This is a genomic window from Paenibacillus baimaensis (assembly GCF_025567575.1).
This window is the reverse complement of sequence record NZ_JAOQIO010000055.1, coordinates 69606-86813: the sequence shown is the minus strand read 5'-3', so window position 1 is coordinate 86813 and position 17208 is coordinate 69606. Positions and strand designations below refer to the sequence as shown.

The following is a 17208-nucleotide window of genomic DNA, read 5'->3' as shown; positions in this document are numbered from 1 at the left end:
TAAAAGTTTACTTAAGCAAACTCTTAGGAGGATACCATGAACGATAAAATGTGGAATGTCGGTATTATTGGGCTTGGAAGCATTGGTGATTATCATATGAACAATCTCTCCAAAATCCCTGATACCAGAGTTGCAGCTATTTGTGATGTGAATGTGCAGGCTGTAGAACAAGTCGGCAGCCGATTGGGACTGTCTGCAGGCAAAAGATACATTCAGTACGAGGATATCATTGCGGATCCGGAAATTGATTTTGTTATATCTGGGGTATCCAATAAATTTCATTATGATATTCTAAAATGTGCGATTGCCTATAACAAACCAATATTTTCAGAAAAGCCCTTCACACGAACGATGGAAGAAGCAGATGAGCTATTGGAATTGTATGAGCACAATCCGATTCCTTGCATGGTTGGGTTTTCGTACCGATACAGACCCTGCTTCCAATACGTTAAGCAACTGGTCGAGCAAGGTGCATTAGGTCGGATTCGGCATATTGCCGCCCACTACCTGCAAGAGGAAAATGCACCTATGTTTAACAAGGAATATACATGGCGGTTTAATCAAGCGATGGCCGGGTCGGGTATATTGGCGGATATTGGCTCTCATATGGTGGATGCAGCGCGTTTTTTTGTAGGGGAATTTACACAGGTGTCCGGACTGATGAGCACATTTATTGACCAACGGATAGATATGCGTACAGGGCAGCCAACTGCAGTCGACGTGGATGATTTTACAGGCTTCCAGGGTGTGCTTGAAGGCGGAGTCATGGGCACATTTTATACACATAAGAATGCGCTTGGAACCGGTAACCAATTTAATGTGACCTTGTTTGGCGATCTGGGCACGGTCAGAATCTCAGTCGAACAGCCTAACGAGGTTCATTTGACGGTTAGAGAAGGCGAAAGCCTGGAGCTGATAGAAAAAAAGATTTACTTAAACGAGAAATCAATGAAACCGATGCTTCAGGATTTTGTGGATTATCTGGATCAGGCGAATTCTCCTTTATTCCCGACATTCATGGATGGATACCGTAATCAGCAGGTGCTGCAAGCGATCATAGATTCAGCTAAAGATGGAGTAACCAGAAGCCTAAATCGATCATAACCGAATGAAAAGGAGTCAATTCGATGATTAATGTAACGATATGGAATGAATTTCTCCAAGAGCAGCGTAAGCCGGAGGTGGCTCACATCTATCCCAAAGGTATGCATGGAGCTATTGCCGATGGGATCAAGCAGGATGGATTTGAACTTTCCTATGCAACCTTTGATGAGCCTGAGCATGGACTTACCCAGGATAAGCTCGACAATACGGATGTACTGATCTATTGGGGTCATGTGGATCATAAAGGCTTTCAGGATCAAGTTGTTGATCGTATTTGCGCTCGTGTTCATAAGGGTATGGGGCTGATCGTCCTGCATTCAGGGCATCATTCCAAGCTATTCCGCAAGCTAATGGGCACATCCTGCGACCTCTTATGGAGAGAAGCAGATGAGAAGGAGCGGCTGTGGGTCGTTGATCCGTCTCACCCTATTGTAGAAGGCATTGGCCCTTATATCGATTTGGACGAGGAGGAAATGTACGGAGAACATTTTGACATCCCTGTACCTGATGAACTCATTTTTGTAAGTTGGTTTGCAGGAGGAGAAGTGTTCCGCAGCGGCTGCACCTACCGACGTGGTCAAGGCAGAATCTTTTATTTTCGACCTGGACACGAAACCTATCCGACCTATCACAACAAGGACGTTCATCGTGTAATCGCTAATGCTGTAAAATGGACGGCGCCCATTCAAAGAGAGCAGACGTTCTATGGACATCATGAGCCGCTTGAGGAAATTAAGAAATAATTGCAATCTTATTATGTTCATAGCTGAGATGAGACAAAAAGCGAGCTTCTATCACCATTTATGGGTGAGGGAAGCTTTTTTCTATGCAGGTCTGAATGTCACCGCTATGAATGGGCAGGCTAAGTATATCTTTTTAACTCCGGCTGCAACCTTTTGAACAAGAGTCCCGTCTGTAGGTATAACTTCGAAGTTGAACTTATACTCTTACATCAAGGAAGGATGAATATAATGAAAAAGATCGTAACTTTGGTTTCCACAGCCGCATTGTTGTGTACGGTATCGGCAGGCTCGGTGTTTGCTTTCTCGGATTTGAATGCAGCAGAGAAGGAGCCGATTATGATGCTTAAGGATAAAGGAATCGTTACGGGTGTGGACAGTGAGCATTTTGCACCGCGGAACACGATGAGCTATGCACAGAGTATCAGCCTGATCGTTAAGGCACTCGATATCAATTTGAACGCAGTTTCTTTTGTGAAGCAGCCGCAGGCCAGCGACTTCTTTACGACCATTCCGAACGACGCCTGGTATGCAGAAGCTTTTATTAATGCCAAGGTCAATGGTTTGGATATCGCTAAGGATGTTGATCCCAACGCAGCCATTACCCGTGAAAAATATGCAAATCTGCTCGTTACCGCACTGGAATTAAAGGGTACCTTCCCGATGGTCAAGATGATGGTTCTGTTTGATGATAATGATCAAATCGATCCTATGTACCAAGGGACATTGCAGCGCCTGTACTTGTATCGTATCGCCAAGGCGGACGAAAGCCGGATGGCTTATCCGAAACGCGAAATGACGCGTGGTGAAGCGGCGGTATGGGTGGGCAACACGGTGAAATTTTTGGAGAGCCAACCTGACTTTATGCAGCCTGTTAAGCCGGCTCCCGACCAACAGGACGATGTCAAAATGACGGTAGAGCAAGTCAATGCGGATGTCAATAAAGTCACATTAACCCGCAGTTTGCCGAGTCCAGGGTATGGCTTCACAATCAGCGGTATTCGTTTCCAGCCTGATGGTACGGCAGTCATCCAATATCAGGTGAGCGACCCGAAGCCGGGTATGATGTATCCACAGGTCATTACTGAGGGAAAAGCCGAAACGTATATTTCGTCCAAATATAAACCGGTCACGGAGCGGGAAGCAGCACCAACAATCGCAATAGATCCTCCTGCACCTGCAGCCGTGAATCCGAACCCAAGTTAATAATAAGGATATCCTTAAAACTCCAGCTTCACTATTATAGTGAGCTTGGAGTTTTTTTGAGTTAGCAGGGTATTACAAAATATGGTAGTATTCGATTGCAGCCTATATATGGTATTATCTTTACGACAAGCAGGCTACCCGAATTGAAGCGACATTCATGATCATGTGTATGGGAGGCAGATATGTATAAGATTATCGTAGCGGATGATGAAGCAACGGTTCGGGAAGGCATCCGAGATCATTTAAACTGGCATGAGCTTGGTTTTGAAGTGGTGGGCGATTTTGAAAATGGCCGTGAGGTCATTCAAGCGATGGAGCTGCTTCAACCGGATGTGGTTTTAACCGATATCAATATGCCATTTGTAGATGGATTGGAATTGTCGCGCTTTTTGTTTGACCATTATCCCCGCACCAAAGTTATCATTCTTACCGGGTACGACGAATTTGAATACGCCCAGCAAGCGTTAAAGCTGAAGGTGCATGATTATATTTTAAAGCCGAACACAGCAGCGGAAATTCGTCAAATTCTGATTCGGCTCAAAGCGGAAATGGATGAAGAGGGACGCAAGACGGACGATTTGACCAAACTGAAGGAGAGACTGCGAGAAAGTCTGCCACTTGCGCGTGAACGCTTTCTGAATCAGCTGATTTCTGGGATCGTGCGGGAGGGTGAGCTTAAGGATAAGCTTGCTTATCTGGAGCTTTCTATAGAGGGCATGCATCATCTGGTTGCGGTTATTGATGTAGATGATCATGGCGAGCTTGAGAGATTTTATCCAGAGACGGAGAGCGAATTGCTTTATTTTGCCGTATTCAATATTAGTGAAGAAATCATGGCGAAGCATAACGCAGGAATTGTATTTCAGAATAACAACGAAAAAACCATCGCGATCTTATCAGGTGATGATGCTGAGCTGCTTTATGATAGCGCTTTACATGTGCTTGAGGAAATAAATGCAGCTGTTCAAAGCTTTTTGAAATTTACAATTTCAGTTGGTGTAGGCGATGTATGTACAGGCTTGAATCAACTTCATCTTTCGCACAAAAGAGCGGCCTCAGCACTCGACTACCGGTTTTTGTTAGGCAAAAATCGTGTGATCAGCATTAATGATATTGAGGGACGTGCGAACACACGTGTACCTTATAACAAGGTGTGGGAGCGGAAGCTTGTATCGGGAATCAAATCGGGCACACTGGAGGAAATGGAGCCGATTATTAGTCAACTCATGCACAATTTCAAGAAATCCTATCTGCCGCTGGATCGCTGTTATATCCATATACAGCAGGTCATGATATCGATTATGGATACCTTGGATGAGTTGGGTATTCATGACGATTCCCTATACAGGACCGACAGCAATCCGCTGACCGATATTTATCATTTGAAAACCTTGGATGAGGTAGAGGTATGGTTAACTGCGTATTGCCAGAGGGTATCCCTGATTATTTCCGAGAAACGCGATCATTTTGTCCGGGTCCAGATGATGAAGGCGGAGGCTTATATCCATGCCCATTATGCGGATGAACTCATATCGCTCGACGCTGTATGTAAGCATGTATCGATGAGCAAAAGCTATTTCAGTCTTCTGTTCAAAAGCTACCAAAGTGAAACCTTCATCGGTTATTTAACCAAGCTCAGAGTCGAAAAAGCCAAAGAAATGCTGAAGCATTCCGATCTGAAGACTTATGAAATTGCTGATCGTGTCGGGTATGCGGACCCGCAATATTTTAGCTTGATATTCAAAAAAACGACAGGGATGACCACGACGGAATACCGTAACAAAATTTGAAGAGAAGGGACCCAGGAGAATGAAGATCAGGCTGCTTGGTTTTGATTTTTTTCATTATAAAAGCATTCAATCGACCATGGCGGTTGCCTTTTCCTGTCTGATTTTGTTTACGACGCTTTGTATTGCTTATACCACCTATACGTTATCCACGAATGCCGCTGAGCAAAGCTCCCGCGAACACACCGCTCAATTAATTGAGCAGGTGAATACCAACATCGAAACCTATATCAATTACATGGAAAATATATCGCAAATGGTGCTTTCCAACTCGGATATTCGCCAATATTTAATGAACACAACGATGTCCAGCACGAATGATAATCTCATTTTGGAGCAACGGATCAGCTCTCAGCTTAGCTCGGTGCTGAACACCCGCAAGGATATTTCTTCGATACTTATCTTCGATCATAATGGAGGAATCGTGCCGTATAACCATATGAAGCTCAATCCTTTTGCAGATCCCGCACAGCAGAGCTGGTATACGAAGGCCATCGAGGGGAACGGCAATGTTGTCATCTCGGCCCCTCATGTACAAAATATTATTCAGGAATATAATTGGGTCGTTTCGTTAAGCAGACAGCTTCGTGATGCGGATGGGAATAAGCTGGGTGTACTGCTAGTGGACTTAAATTACAGCGTCATTAATGATTTATGCAATAAAATAGAGCTCGGCAAAAAGGGCTACATCTTTATCCTCGATCAAGAGGGAAATATCGTGTATCACCCCCAGCAGCAGCTGATTTACAGCAAACTTAAAGAGGAAAAGATTGAACAAGTGATGGCCTCGACAACGAGCAGCTTTACCACCTCTGAAGGAAAAGACAGCCGTATGTATACGATCAATCAGTCCAAGAAGGGCTGGAAGATCGTTGGTGTCACTTATGTGGATGAATTGGTTTCGAATAAGCAAGAAATCCAGACTTATATATTGATGTGGGGAATCGGGCTGATTGCTATAGCGATCTTGATCTCCATTTTTCTGTCCTCACGGATTTCCAGACCGATTAAGCACCTGGAGGCTTCAATGAAGGAAGTCGAGAAGGGAAACTTTGATATTCAGGTAGCGATTGAAAGCCGTAATGAAATAGGACAGCTGAGCAAGCGGTTCAATCGGATGACCACGGAGATCAAAGAGCTGATGGTTCAAAATGTCACGGAGCAGGAGCTCAAACGGAAAAGTGAATTGAAAGCGCTTCAAGCTCAAATTAATCCGCATTTTTTATATAACACCTTGGACTCGATCATTTGGATGGCAGAAGGCAAGAAGTCGGAGGAAGTGGTATTGATGGTGTCGGCTTTAGCCAAGCTATTTCGTTTGAGCATTAGCAAAGGGCAAGAGCTGATTACGATCGCTAACGAAATTGAGCATATCAAAAGCTACTTAACGATTCAAAAAATACGCTACAAAGACAAGCTGGATTTTCAAATTGCTGTAGACCCGCAGATTGTATCGAACAAGGTGCTCAAAATCATTTTACAGCCTTTGGTGGAAAATTCGATCTATCATGGGATTAAAAATCAGGCTGGCTCTGGCACGATTCTGATCACTGGAGAAATCATCGCGCATCGGATCCGTCTTCAGGTTATTGACCAAGGTATAGGCATGTCGCCGGAAACGATTCAACGCATGTTTGAAAAAAATGAAAATTCCGGCGGTGGTGGCGGGATCGGAGTCAGCAATGTGAATCAAAGGATTCAGCTCTATTATGGAACTGAATATGGGATTACCTTTGAAAGCGAGTTGGGGCAAGGCACGACGGCCAATATTTGGCTGCCGATACTGGAGTGAGGGCTGGGTGGATAACTTGAAGATGAAGCTTGGTTCGATAAGATGGCTCCCTCTCCTTCTTGCTGGTATCGTTATTTGTACCGTGCTGGTTTTAATTAAAGTCAATATGGCGAGGCCTGGAGGCAACCAGCCCCACATTCTCGTGATGATGAAAGCGATCGATCCCAAGATTGAATTTTGGAATACCGTAGGAGCAGGAATTGAAGCGGCGAGAAAAGAATTTGATGTGCAGGTTGAAGTACAGGGACCTGATAATGAATTTGATGTCGAGGGTCAAATTTACAAGCTGAAAGAAGCATTGAAATCGAAGCCTGATGCGGTTGTGCTCGTTGCCTCCGACTATGAAGCTTTAGTACCGTGGGCTGAGAAAATTCGCAAGCAGGGCATTCCGCTAATCATGATGGATTCAGGTATTAACAGTACGGCTGCTAACAGCTTTATTGCAACAGATAATATAGCGGCAGGCCGTAAAATGGGTGAGGTACTGTCGAAGCTGGTGGATCCGTCCAAGCAAATCGCGATTGTTAGCCATGTGCAGGGTACGTCGACCGCCATTCAAAGGGAACAGGGTGCGAGAAGTGGACTTTCCGAAGCTTTACAAAAATCCGTTGTAGGCACCTACTTTAGCAATGGATCGGAGGATAGGGCTTATGAGATTACTAAAGAGCTGCTAATCGCTCGTGATGATATCGGCGGGATTGCCGGATTAAACGAAATTACTACGGTTGGTGCTGCTCGGGCTATCAAGGAGCTAGGCTTGAAGGAGCAGGTTAAGCTTGTCGGATTTGACAGCTCAACGAATGAGATCAAATGGATTGAAGAAGGCGTGATACAGGCTGTTGTGATTCAGAAGCCTTTTAATATGGGTTATTTGGGAGTTAAGACCGCCTATGAAGCTTTGCAAGGAAAAAAGGTGGCCCCCATCATAGATACAGGCTCTGAGGTCATTAATAAGCAAAATATTTATACGATTGAAAATCAAAAGCTGTTGTTTCCTTTTTCAAGCCCGTAGTTTAGAAGTGCGGTGAATAAGTCCCGCTGCGCGGCCAAATATCCTTCCGGGTAGATGCTTACGAAGCCAGTTTGCAAGCAAACTCTCAGCTGTTGTTTCCATATTTTTTGATTTTATAAGAGATTTAGCGGTGAAAATATGGAAACAAAGGCGAGCGCTGACGCTTCTCCAGGATTATTTGGCCGCTCCGCTCTTTATTCACCGCACTTCATGATATTTTGTAGACAACCTCTCTGGATTTCATATCCGGTAGAGGTTTTTCTATGTAAAAAATCGATTTGTGGAAGATAATCAACCTTTCCAAGAAGATCCTCCATTATGAAATACGCTATTCAATTGTATGCTTAATTCAATGAACGAAGCGATTAGGGGTGATCAGGGTGAAGGAAGCATTAGTGCTTATGGAAGGCATCGAAAAGCACTTTCCAGGCGTTCATGCGCTTAATCAATGCCGTTTTGAATTGGCAAGTGGGGAGGTTCATGCCTTAGTCGGCGAAAATGGAGCAGGTAAATCCACGCTGATGAAGGTATTGACTGGCGTATACACGAAGGACGCGGGGCGAATTATTTATAAAGGCAAAGAAATTGAAATCACTACGCCCAAGATGGCGCAGGATTTAGGGATCAGCATCATTCATCAGGAGCTTAATCTCATGCCGGACCTGACGGTAGCACAGAACATATATATTGGACGTGAACCGAAGAAGCTGCTGAACCTGTTTTTGGATGAGCAAGAGCTGAATGCACGTACGCAGCAATTGTTTCAGCGCATGAATTTGCAAATGGATCCACGAATTAAAGTATCCGATCTTACAGTAGCCAAACAGCAAATGGTTGAAATGGCCAAGGCGTTGTCTTTTCAATCAGAGGTGTTAATTATGGATGAACCAACGGCTGCTCTGACAGATACCGAGATTGACGATCTGTTCCGCATCATTCACCAGCTTCGTGACAGCGGTGTTGGGATCGTTTACATTTCGCATCGCATGGAAGAGCTGAAACGAATAACCGACCGGATTACGATCATGCGAGATAGCCGCTACATTGAAACATTGGAAACTAAAGACGCGACGATCGATCACATTATTTCACTGATGGTAGGTCGAGAAATTTACAGCAAGCCGACAGAATCGCAGGAAACATCGAACCAGCCCGTCGTCCTGGAGGTCAAGCATCTTAACAGAGGCAATGTGATCCGGGACGTCAGCTTCCAATTGAAAAAAGGCGAAATCCTCGGCTTCGCAGGATTAATGGGTGCAGGTCGTACAGAAGTAGCGAGAGCCATTTTTGGTGCAGACACGAGTGATTCAGGTGAAATCCGCATTCATGGCAACCCTGTGAAAATTAACAATCCGCACGATGCCGTGGGCTATGGAATGGGCTATTTATCAGAGGACCGTAAACGATACGGGCTGCTTGTAGGGATGGATGTAGAAACCAATATAGCGATTTCTTCCTACAAGAAGTTAAGCAGCTGGGGTGGATGGATGAATAAAGCGCAAACACTTGCAGTAGCAGAGCAATATTCAGCAGCCTTGAAAGTCAAAACACCGAGTATGAATCAGGAAGTGAAATTTCTGTCGGGCGGGAATCAACAGAAGGTTGTTATAGCCAAATGGCTGACGCGGGATTGTGAGATTCTGATCTTTGATGAGCCGACACGAGGTATCGATATTGGCGCCAAAAGTGAGATCTACAAGCTGCTTAATGACCTCGCGTCGCAAGGAAAATCGATCATGATGATCTCCTCGGAATTACCGGAAATACTGCTTATGAGTCACCGGATTATGGTGATGTGTGAAGGTCGAATTACAGGCGAATTAAGCAATAAAGAGGCCACACAGGAAAAGATCATGATGCTGGCGACAAATCGATCAGGAGGCGTAATCGCTTGAAAACCTTACTCATTCCCAAAACAACTGCTTTTCAAACCGGTGCAACACAAAAATTGTTGGCCTTTGCCAGCCTGATTTTACTTGTCGTTATCTTCTCGCTTTCATCCAGCAACTTTTTTCAATTCGATAATCTTGTAGGCATTATGCTGTCAACCGCGGTTATAGGCGTGCTCGCCCTGGGATCAACGTTTGTCATCATTACCGGTGGCATTGATTTAGCGGTCGGAACGGTGATGACCTTTTCCGCTGTGATGGCAGGTGTGATGATCACGCTCTGGCAGCTGCCGATGCCATTGGGCATTGCAGGTGGTATTGTGACCGGCGCGCTGTGCGGGTTGATCAGCGGCCTTGCCGTGGCCAAGATGAACATTCCTCCTTTTATTGCAACATTAGCGATGATGATGATCACCAAAGGACTGTCACTTGTCATATCGGGAGCGAAGCCGATTTATTTCAATGACACACCGGGATTTGGAAAAATTTCAATGGGGTCTGTGATCAACTCGATCATCCCCGGGCTCGAGATTCCGAATGCGATTATCATTTTTCTGGGAGCAGCAATCATAGCCAGCATCATATTAACCAAAACGATTATCGGGCGTTATAACTTTGCGTTAGGCAGCAATGAAGAGGCAACTCGACTGTCTGGTGTCAACGTGAATTTTTGGAAAATAGCGATATACACACTGACGGGCGTATTCAGCGGCATAGCCGGAATTATGATTGCCTCACGATTGAATTCTGCGCAGCCTGCGCTGGGTCAAGGCTATGAGCTTGAAGCGATTGCAGCGGTTGTGATTGGCGGGACCTCGTTAAGCGGTGGCAAAGGTTCGATTCTCGGAACGGTCATCGGCGCTTTAATTATGAGTGTACTAACCAATGGTTTGCGTATCCTTTCGGTTAAGCAGGAATGGCAGACCGTGATCGTCGGACTGGTTGTTATCCTTGCCGTATATGCGGATATTCTCCGCCGCCGCAAAAAATAAGGTAGTTCCTCCCATCGGGAGTTCTATAATAATAAGGCAAGGGGAGATTGAATTGAAAAGCACAAAAAACCTGTTCGCTCTGGTGTTTATGTTAATGTTTACCATTGTCTTAGCTGCTTGTGGTGAAACTGCCAAGCCGGCAGCTACTCAACCACAGGAGGCTGCCAAATCGGCAACTCCAGCTCCAACTCCAGCGGCTGCACCAGCCGCCGCTCCTGAAGCGAAAAAGGCCGAGAAAATGTACATTCCCGTGATCTCCAAAGGCTTTCAGCATCAATTTTGGCAAGCAGTTAAGATTGGTGCTGAGAAAGCAGCCAAGGAATTAGATGTGACGATCACCTTCGAAGGTCCAGAAACTGAAGCACAGGTGGATAAACAAATCGAGATGCTTACTGCAGCGTTGGGCAAAAAACCGAGTGCTATCGCGTTTGCAGCATTGGATAGCAAAGCGGCTGTTCCTTTATTGGAAAAAGCCAAGGCTGGCAAAATTCCGGTCGTTGGATTCGACTCCGGTGTAGACAGCGACATTCCAGTAGCTACGGCAGCTACGAATAATATCGCAGCAGCTAGTCTTGCAGCGGATAAAATGGCAGGACTTATTAATAATGAAGGTGAAGTCGCCGTTGTCGTACATGACCAAACAAGCCGTACAGGTATTGATCGTCGTGACGGCTTTGTGAATCAAATCAAAAATAAATATCCAAACATTAAAATTGTCGATATCCAATATGGAGGCGGCGATCAATTGAAATCTACTGACCTTACCAAAGCCATCATTCAAGCGCATCCCAATATTAAAGGGATCTTTGGTTCCAATGAAGGATCAGCGATTGGTGTTCTGAACGGCGTAACCGAATTGAAAAAGGATAAAATTGTTGTCATTGGCTACGATTCAGGCAAGCAGCAAATTGATGCTATCAGGAGCGGTAAAATGGCAGGAGCCATCACGCAAAATCCGATTGGAATTGGCTATGAATCAGTCAAAGCCGCTGTTAAAGCTGTAAAAGGAGAAAAGGTGGAGAAAAATATCGATACCGGCTTCTTCTGGTATGATAAAACCAATGTCGATTCACCTGATATCAAAGCGGTTCTTTACGACTAAAAACCAAGGAAAGTCACAAGCTTAACTTTATTTTTAAAATAGACGTAAAAGGCTGCTGCGGCGGCCTTTTGCTGCTTTTGCAGTTCTTTATTCATCCATAGTTCTTGTTTAATGAACAGGAAAGTAGGGTATCGTTATATAGATAATATTCAGAAGAGTGCCGTATAATATAACGTATAGCTGGGGAAGGGGAAATAAGAATGGAAAACAAATTTATTGCGGTGGATGGTGGAGGCAAGTTCTCCTATAAGGAACAAGGCACAGGCAAAACGGTTGTGCTGCTGCATGGTTTTTGCGGAAGCTCTGCCTATTGGGATGAGTTGCTTCCACTGCTGCCTAATGGTTATCGCTGGGTACTGCCGGATTTGCGAGGACACGGGCAATCGGGAGCGCCTGCTGGCGAATATTCAATGGAAGCCTTCGCAGGTGATCTGGCACAACAGCTCAAGGGACTTGACTCAGGACCGGCAATTGTACTTGGTCACTCCTTGGGAGGTTATATAGCGCTCGCTTTCGCTGAACGGTACCCTGAAATGCTGTCCGGGTTCGGGTTGATTCATTCCACGGGCTTCCCGGATACGGATGCGGGAAAAGAAGGACGATTGAAAGGCAGCGCTACGATAGAAGAACAAGGTCTGCCAGCTTTTATTGAGGGACTGGTTCCGAAGCTGTTTGCTCCAGATCATCTTCAATCGATGCCGGAGGCAGTTGCCAGAACGATCCAGATCGGCAATAACACGGATCCACAGGCTGCAATCCGTACACTTCAGGGAATGAGATCACGGCCTGATCGCAACGATGTACTATCCAGCACGAAGGTTCCTGTACTGCTGGTTGCAGGTGCGCACGATCAAATTATTCCGGTTGAACGGACGTTTACGGTTAGTGGAAGCCAAATTACACAGCGATTGATCGAAACTTCAGGTCATATGAGTATGCTGGAGGCGCCGGAAACATTGATGGAAGCTATCGAATCGTTTCTAGCTACGGTTTACTAAGTTGCATGTTATTGCCTTATTGCTCGTATTGCTCTCAGGGATGCTGCATGCCGTCTGGAACCTGTTTGCCAAGAAAAGCGTTAATAAGTCTGTCTTTTTATGGCTGGCGCATTGGGTAGGGACTATAGTCTTTCTACCTGGAGCCTGGTATGAGTGGGGGAGCTTTGCTTTTACTTTAAAAAGCCTGGGACTGTTGGCAGGCTCCATGTTCATACACGGACTGTATTTATTTTTGCTTGCCCGAACGTATCAGATTGGTGATCTGTCCCAGGCTTATCCAATCATGAGGGGAATCAGTCCGATTATCGTCCCGCTTGTCGCTGTGCTTCTGCTGGGTGAAACGATGTCCAGCCTCGGTTGGGTCTGTATTCTGGCTATTATAGCTGGAATCGTTTGGGTCAGTGGGGGCAGGGCGCTGTTTCGTCAGTCTGCTCATACCAATCATACACTGCTGCTGGCGGGTGCAGTCGGGATCTGTGTCAGTGGTTATATCGTTGTGGACAAAATCACCATCGAGTCGATTCCGCCTATTGTGTTAAATGAAGCTACGAATATCGCCAACTTATTGGCATTAACGCTAGCGGTCATCCGTTCAAAAGGGATTGCTGCTGAATGGAAGCTGAACTATCGTACCATTATAATCGGCGGAATTTTGGCGCCTGGCGGCTACATGCTATTTCTGTATGCGTTAACATTGGCACCAGCGTCCCAATTGGCGCCAATGCGGGAAATCGGAACCGTATTTGGCACCTTGTTCGGCCTGCTGCTGTTGAATGAGCCGCAGGGCCGCAGTCGTATTATTGGTTCTGTACTTATAACCGCAGGCGTTATCGGCCTGGGATTCTCATAATGGAACAGGCTCCTTCTGGAGCCTGTTTCCTGTTGCATAACGCTCAATGTGGATAGACGGCGTAAGTTGGAAAAGTCCAGGCAGCAGCTGCCAGCCTTATTTGAAGCTTTTTCCACCTGCATGCATCGGTGATGAATGCCTATTGATCTTCGAGCCTAGATACAACAGAATGAGCAGCATAATCGCACCTTGAATAACAATGGCCATCGAGATTGAAGCCCCTTGTTCAATGACCAAGTAGTATAACCCCGATCCGATCACCATCAGTATATTTTCAACAAAATTTTGCACGGCTATTGTTTTTCCAGCCCCTACCATTTTGGTTCCTTCTTCCTGAAGCACCGTGTTCATCGGCACAATGAAGATCCCGCCCATACAGCCTACCGCCAATAAAAATACGATGGTGATTGAGGTAGAATGCAGCCATGGGAAAATAAAGATGAGCACTACCATCAAAAAGCCGTAAATAATCGATTTGTAATACTGTTGAAGCTGAACAAATTTAGGAGCAAGAAATGCACCAATCACGATCCCGATCGACGTGGTAGCGAGAATCAGGGAAACGCTGAAATCCTCAGGACTAAACCCCAGAGCAAGTGGTATCCAAGCTAACACGGCTGTACGGAGTACGGCTGAGCTCATCCAGAAGGCTCCTGTACCGATCAGGGAAAAATTGGTTTTGGAGTGGCTCAGCAGTGTCGTCACACTTTTGAAAAACTGTAGAGCTTCCCGCGTATAGCGTATGGACTGATCTCCCGGCATACGTGGAATCAAAAAAGTCACACCTAGCGATAAAGCATATAGCAGCACACAGATGAGTGACGATTGCACCGTACTGGTTACGGAGACAATAGCACCGCCTCCACCGATCCCTGTCAGGATGGCCAGGATCGTATAAGCTTCAATTCTGGAATTAGCCTTAAACAGCTGCTGGTCGGTTTCGATGAGCTCTGGTAATATCCCATACTTGGCTGGTGAATACACAACGGCTCCAACGCCTACGGTAAAATAACTGAGCATTAATAAAATAATATTGGATTGATCAATAAAGATGAGTGCAGAGATACCCAGCAGCTTGATCAGATTGCCTATAATGAGCACGACGGATTTTGGCATTTTATCTGCAAATGGACCGACAATAGGGGCTAACAAAATATAGGGAAGGAAAAATGCCATCGTCACCAAGGCTAACGATTCGGGCGAAAATCCATTTTTGGTTAACAGGCTGGCAATGACTAATAGGGACATGTTGTCTGAGAAAGCTGATAAAAATTGAGTGATATATAAGGCATTGAGGGCTCGCTCTTTCATACATATCAATCCCTTCGATTAGGCAATAGGCAAGGCATTTATCAAAGCGTCGGCGGTAGATGCATACACGGTTACAACAATCTCAGGTTCCTTGCTCGAGCGCAGCTTCAACATGCTTCTTCAGTGCAACGTAATCGGTTTTGCCACTGCCAAGCAGCGGCAGCTTATCGATGACTTGTAATCTGGAAGGCAGCAGCATCGGTGTATATCCTTTTTCGTTAAGCTTAGCCTTAAATTCCTGTAAATTCAGACCTTCCTTGGTGGTGAACAGCAGAATACGCTCTCCTTTGCGGCCGTCGGCTACACTGATTGTTGCAACCGGAATGTCACCATAACAGGCGGTAGCAAGCTCTTCAACCAACTGCAGGGAAATCATCTCTCCGCCAATTTTGGCAAAACGCTTCAGTCGCGATTTAATGCTCAGAAAACCTTGTGCATCCAACTCTACAACATCTCCGCAATCGTACCATTCAGGGCAAGGAACAAATCCCTTACCATGAATCAGGTAACCCTTCATAATATTAGGACCTTGAATAAGCAGGTTGCCACCATGCTCAATACCCGGTATCGGTTCAAGCTTGTAACGGATGCTCGGCAGCAGCTTGCCGACGGTGCCTCTTTTGTAGTTGAGCGGTGAATTGATCGAGACGACTGGCGAAGCCTCGGTTGCGCCGTAGCCTTCGAATATACGGATACCAAACTTTTGGCTCCACAGCTCGCGCACCTCATCCTTCAGCTTTTCGGCTCCTGCTACAACAATTCGCAGTGAATGAAAGTCATATGGGTGTGCAGCCCGACCGTATCCAGCGAGAAAGGTTGAGGTTCCGAATAAAATCGTCGCATTGCGATCATAAACGACCTCGGGAATGGCGCGATAATGCAAGGGACTTGGATAGAGCATCACCGGCACTCCGGTAAGGATAGGCAGCAGGGTGCCTGCAGTCAGACCGAAGCTGTGAAACATCGGCAGTGCGTTGAACATTTTGTCAGCCGCAGTAAAATCGAATACAGCCTTGCACTGCTGAATATTAGCATACAATTGATCATGCCCGAGAACGACACCCTTGGGCTTGCTTTCACTGCCGGAGGTGAACAGGATGATATCGCGAAACCCTTGCTCGGCTTGTGCGCTCATCCAATAATCAAGCAGGCCTCCAAGCTTGTCGGACAGCTTGACTTCGTCCTTAACATCCTCCAGATAAATGATCGTGATTTCCTGTGCCAAGGCCTGAATGGTGGCTTCCAGCTTGGCCTTCTCTATAAACTGGCGGGAGGTGATTATGGTACGCAGCACGGCTGTTTCACAAGCATCCAGAAGGCTTTGCTGTCCGGCCGAGAAGTTCAGCATGGCAGGTGTTTTCCCAAGACGCAGCAGAGCGAACAAGGCGATCACATGAGCAATCGAATTAGGCAGCAGCAAACCGATAGCGGCTTGCTTGTTAAGCTTGGGACGCAGCTTACGCCCGAATACATAAGAGGAGACGATCAGCTTTTTATAGGTAAGGCTCTGTGTCAAATCCTCGCAAATTTTGTTCGTTTGTCCATGAAGGGAAGCTTGCAGCAGCAGTTCGTTGAACAGGTTTACCTCCGTTTTCAAGCGGCTTTTCAACAAATGCTCCTGCATGGTAGTCAGAATCGTATCCGCAGCCTGCTGCTTTTGCAGCTTCATGGATACTCCCGGCTGCTGCTCGATTCGGAAATGGTCACCAACCTGGATACGGATTGCCGGAAACAAGACCGTCTTGATTTTATGACCGATATAGGAAAGCTTGGAGCGTTCGGCTCCATTAATGGCGATGGGAATAAGCTTAGCCCCTGTTTTTAAGGCAATGTAAGCAATACCGCTGTATATTTTCATCAATCCGCCTGTAGTTGTGATACGCCCCTCCGGGAATAGAACGAGCGGAACACCGCTTTGTACCGTCTTGACCATCTTGCGAACCGAATACGGATTGAGTGGATCTACGGTAATATGCCTGACCAGCTTCAGCGGCAATCTCAATCGGCGGGCAATCGATGTATTCACCACGAAGGTCGCTTCCTGAGGCAGATAGAGTGCTAACAGCAGCGCATCCAGCAGTGATACGTGATTAGGCATCAGAATGGTCGGCTGGCTGAAATCCAGCTTCTCCAAGCCGGATAGCTTGAGCCGGAATACGATCCGGAATAATCCTTTTAAGAATGCGATAAGCACGGACATGGCAATCGACTCCTTTACATGGAACGCATGAATGTATAGTTGAGTATGGTTGATAATTGTATTGTACATGGAAGGCAGCAAAAAGAAGAGTACTAACTTTATGTAGTACCCTTCTGATGGTGAGATGAAATAAGGTTGTTGGAGAACTTGGACACTAAGAGTGTATACGCTTTACACTCTTAGTGATGGGGATGACGTTAGTCCAGCGATCCAGAGAGCAATTTG

13 protein-coding genes are annotated in these 17208 nt (G+C 45.9%); 11 read left to right on the top strand and 2 right to left on the bottom strand.

All coding sequences use genetic code 11. The features are described 5' to 3' along the window. Positions 1-36 precede the first annotated feature (36 nt). The 11 genes from OB236_RS15795 to OB236_RS15745 all read left to right on the top strand — a co-directional run bounded on the left by OB236_RS15795 (position 37) and on the right by OB236_RS15745 (position 13472). Positions 37-1104 carry a Gfo/Idh/MocA family protein gene (locus tag OB236_RS15795; RefSeq protein ID WP_262684857.1) on the top strand — a complete coding sequence of 356 codons (1068 nt, stop codon included), beginning with the start codon at positions 37-39 and terminating at the stop codon, positions 1102-1104. 23 nt (positions 1105-1127) lie between these two features. Continuing rightward, complete coding sequence (locus tag OB236_RS15790; RefSeq protein ID WP_262684856.1) at positions 1128-1847, top strand: ThuA domain-containing protein; 720 nt, start codon at positions 1128-1130, stop codon at positions 1845-1847. A 228-nt stretch (positions 1848-2075) separates the two neighbouring features. Further along, positions 2076-3050 (top strand): S-layer homology domain-containing protein, encoded by a 975-nt coding sequence (locus tag OB236_RS15785; protein WP_262684855.1) that lies wholly within the window; start codon positions 2076-2078, stop codon positions 3048-3050. 182 nt (positions 3051-3232) lie between these two features. Next, positions 3233-4840 (top strand): response regulator transcription factor, encoded by a 1608-nt coding sequence (locus OB236_RS15780; RefSeq protein WP_262684854.1) that lies wholly within the window; start codon positions 3233-3235, stop codon positions 4838-4840. A 19-nt stretch (positions 4841-4859) separates the two neighbouring features. Further along, positions 4860-6629, top strand: coding sequence for a sensor histidine kinase (locus OB236_RS15775; RefSeq protein WP_262684852.1), 1770 nt, complete (start codon positions 4860-4862; stop codon positions 6627-6629). Further along, positions 6547-7641 carry a substrate-binding domain-containing protein gene (locus OB236_RS15770; protein WP_262684850.1) on the top strand — a complete coding sequence of 365 codons (1095 nt, stop codon included), beginning with the start codon at positions 6547-6549 and terminating at the stop codon, positions 7639-7641. Before OB236_RS15775 ends, OB236_RS15770 begins: the two co-directional genes overlap by 83 nt. A gap of 380 nt (positions 7642-8021) precedes the next feature. Further along, complete coding sequence (locus OB236_RS15765) at positions 8022-9536, top strand: sugar ABC transporter ATP-binding protein (RefSeq protein ID WP_262684849.1); 1515 nt, start codon at positions 8022-8024, stop codon at positions 9534-9536. Next, complete coding sequence (locus tag OB236_RS15760) at positions 9533-10522, top strand: ABC transporter permease (RefSeq protein ID WP_262684848.1); 990 nt, start codon at positions 9533-9535, stop codon at positions 10520-10522. Before OB236_RS15765 ends, OB236_RS15760 begins: the two co-directional genes overlap by 4 nt. 52 nt (positions 10523-10574) lie before the next feature. Beyond that, on the top strand, positions 10575-11624 hold the full coding sequence (locus OB236_RS15755; protein ID WP_262684847.1) for an ABC transporter substrate-binding protein: 1050 nt from the start codon (positions 10575-10577) through the stop codon (positions 11622-11624). Between the two features lie 200 nt (positions 11625-11824). After that, positions 11825-12622 carry an alpha/beta fold hydrolase gene (locus OB236_RS15750; RefSeq protein ID WP_262684846.1) on the top strand — a complete coding sequence of 266 codons (798 nt, stop codon included), beginning with the start codon at positions 11825-11827 and terminating at the stop codon, positions 12620-12622. 1 nt (position 12623) lies between these two features. Beyond that, complete coding sequence (locus OB236_RS15745; protein WP_262684845.1) at positions 12624-13472, top strand: DMT family transporter; 849 nt, start codon at positions 12624-12626, stop codon at positions 13470-13472. 96 nt (positions 13473-13568) lie between these two features. On the opposite strand, the gene lplT is transcribed toward OB236_RS15745, so the two are convergent. Further along, positions 13569-14783, bottom strand: a complete 1215-nt coding sequence (gene lplT / locus OB236_RS15740; protein ID WP_262684844.1) for a lysophospholipid transporter LplT — start codon at positions 14781-14783, stop codon at positions 13569-13571. Between the two features lie 82 nt (positions 14784-14865). Further along, positions 14866-16983 carry an AMP-binding protein gene (locus OB236_RS15735; protein WP_262684843.1) on the bottom strand — a complete coding sequence of 706 codons (2118 nt, stop codon included), beginning with the start codon at positions 16981-16983 and terminating at the stop codon, positions 14866-14868. Positions 16984-17208 lie beyond the last annotated feature (225 nt).